General features: G+C 64.4%; 3 protein-coding genes. All 3 read right to left on the minus strand.

The genetic code is table 11. The features are described 5' to 3' along the window. Positions 1-147 precede the first annotated feature (147 nt). The 3 genes from ACIQOV_RS38530 to ACIQOV_RS38540 all read right to left on the minus strand — a co-directional run bounded on the left by ACIQOV_RS38530 (position 148) and on the right by ACIQOV_RS38540 (position 1783). A complete protein-coding gene (locus ACIQOV_RS38530) occupies positions 148-381 on the minus strand; it encodes a DUF397 domain-containing protein (protein WP_401055446.1) in 234 nt (77 codons plus the stop codon). A gap of 360 nt (positions 382-741) precedes the next feature. Continuing rightward, positions 742-951, minus strand: coding sequence for a DUF397 domain-containing protein (locus ACIQOV_RS38535; RefSeq protein WP_401055449.1), 210 nt, complete (start codon positions 949-951; stop codon positions 742-744). Further along, positions 944-1783: a Scr1 family TA system antitoxin-like transcriptional regulator gene (locus ACIQOV_RS38540; protein ID WP_401055451.1), complete on the minus strand. Its 840-nt coding sequence runs from the start codon at positions 1781-1783 to the stop codon at positions 944-946. Before ACIQOV_RS38540 ends, ACIQOV_RS38535 begins: the two co-directional genes overlap by 8 nt. Positions 1784-2163 lie beyond the last annotated feature (380 nt).

A 2163-nucleotide genomic window follows, 5' to 3' on the forward strand; every position in this document is an offset into this window, starting at 1 on the left:
GGTGTCACACACCAACAACGCGCCACCCACTCCCCAGGACACGCCACCACCGCGCCGACCTGACCAAGCCCTACTAGGTGGTATGCAAGAAGATGGGTGGGCCCCGGCGGCTGATTCGCCAGGGCCCACCCATCCGTCATTCACCCGTTACAGCTGAACCGGGAACTCATGTGCTTTGACGGCGTCAAGGAACGCCTGGAACGCCGCGGGGGTGAACTCCAGGACAGGGCCGCGCCGGTGCTGCTTGGTGTCGCGAACCGGGATGATGCCGGCCGGGGTCCGGCCGACCTCGACGCAGTTGCCGTTCTCACCGGCCGAGTAGCTGGACTTGGCCCAGCTGTAGCCGCCCTGGTCGAGGGTGGTGCCGTCGTGCATGGTCATCCTCTCAGTTATCCCCAACTCGCACTGTTCGTCAGGGTTGCCTGCAAGTATGACCGCGACGCCTGCGGGTCGAGCGCCTGGGACATAAGGACCTCAAACTGGCGGTTTCGACGGGTGAGATTCGCTTAGGCGGTCCGCGAACGTCAGGTTCTGTTCGTTGTCGGCGGCGAGGTCTGTCAGCGGGGGCGGCCGTTGCGGAGCGTGGTGACGTCCGGTTCGCAGCCGTTCAGCACCACCCGGTGGGCGGACGGTGCTGGCTTCCGCTCCGGGCGGGGGCGGCGGGCCGGCGTGACGTCCGAGCCGGCACGGCGCAGGCCCGGACCGGGGAGCGGTCCGGGCCTGCGGGGGCCGGGCGGAGGCTCAGACCTCGCCGAACTCGCCGCTAAGAACAGCGGCAACGAACGACACCCAGGCCTCGGCCGGGAAGACGAGAGCCGGGCCCTGAGGATCCTTGGAGTCACGGACCGGCATCAATGCACGAGAGCCACGCGCAACCTCAAGGCAGTCGCCGCCTTGCTGGCTGTACGTCGACTTCACCCACGAAGCGGTAGTCAAGTCGAAATCAGCCATGAGAGTCCTTCCGAGCGTGGAGTATCAATTCGAGGGTCGCCGACTCGGCCAGCGCCCCTACCTGGAGGCGATCGTATCTCCTACGCCAGTCGCGGAGCCTGTCGTCATCACGTTCAACGTGCCCTCGCCCCTCAGACTCAGAGTAGCCAAACAGGGAGCCATCGGGGAGCGTCAGCAGCCGCATGGGCAGGGCGAACGGCCTGTGCTCTCCCATGCTGAACGGCGCTACCTGAAGTACCACACGCCCCTGTTCGTAGAGCTGTTCAAGTTGCGCAAGCTGTTCCCGCATGACCTCGGGGCCACCGATGATCCGCCGGAGGCAGCTCTCGTCCATGACGGCATGGATGAGCGGCGGATCACGTCGCGCCAGGGCCTCCTGTCGTGCGAACAGAAAGGTCAGCCTCTCTTCTGCTTGCTTGGGAGTGATGTCCCTTCGACGAACATCTGCCCTTGCAAGAGCCGCTGCATAGGACTTCGTTTGGAGCAAGCCGGGGATGATGCCGAGTTCGAAGATCCGGATCTCACTGGCCCGCGTCTCATTGGCCGCGTACTCGGGAAAGCCCTCCAGCAAGGCCGAGTGCTTGGCCTGGAGCCACATCAGCAGCAGGGTTCCGCCCGTCTCAAGCACCCGATCGGCATCACGTGCGAACTTCTCGCTTGGCGGGGTCCGGCCAGGAGGAGCAAGTTCAGCGTAGGAGACGTAGGAGGGATCGACCCCCAAGCGCCTGGCCAGCTGGGCTTGCGTGAGGCCAGCAGCCTTACGTGACCTGCGAAGTTGCACCCCGAAGGGTGCCCATGGACCTGATGTTGGATCAAGCTCTTTGATGTTCACTGATCTTCGCCTACTTGCCGAGCATCAACTTCAAGATTCAGATTGAGTTCCGATCGTAGCGGGAGAGGGGCCACTATGGCTACGCCCGGTGATGCACCGGGAGCACAGAGCAACCGGCGGAGGTCTCGTGTGTCACACGCGGAATCCCGAGAATCGGTTTCAACTCCACCAATTTGTAGCGGACTTCACCGGCTCTGAGGGCAGCGATCCGCCGAGCGCATCTTCGTGGAGGTCGCACCCGGGAACGCCTACCGCCCGACCGTCGACGGGTGGCCGCTGCCACCCTCCATCAATTCCTCTTACCTGGAGCAGAGTTGAGCAGGACCCGCATCATGAGCAAGCCCCCGGCCCGCCGGTCGGGTCAGCAGATCTTCGCCCTG

It is taken from the genome of Kitasatospora sp. NPDC091257, assembly GCF_044757675.1.
Classification (GTDB): Bacteria; Actinomycetota; Actinomycetes; order Streptomycetales; family Streptomycetaceae; genus Kitasatospora; species Kitasatospora lactacystinica.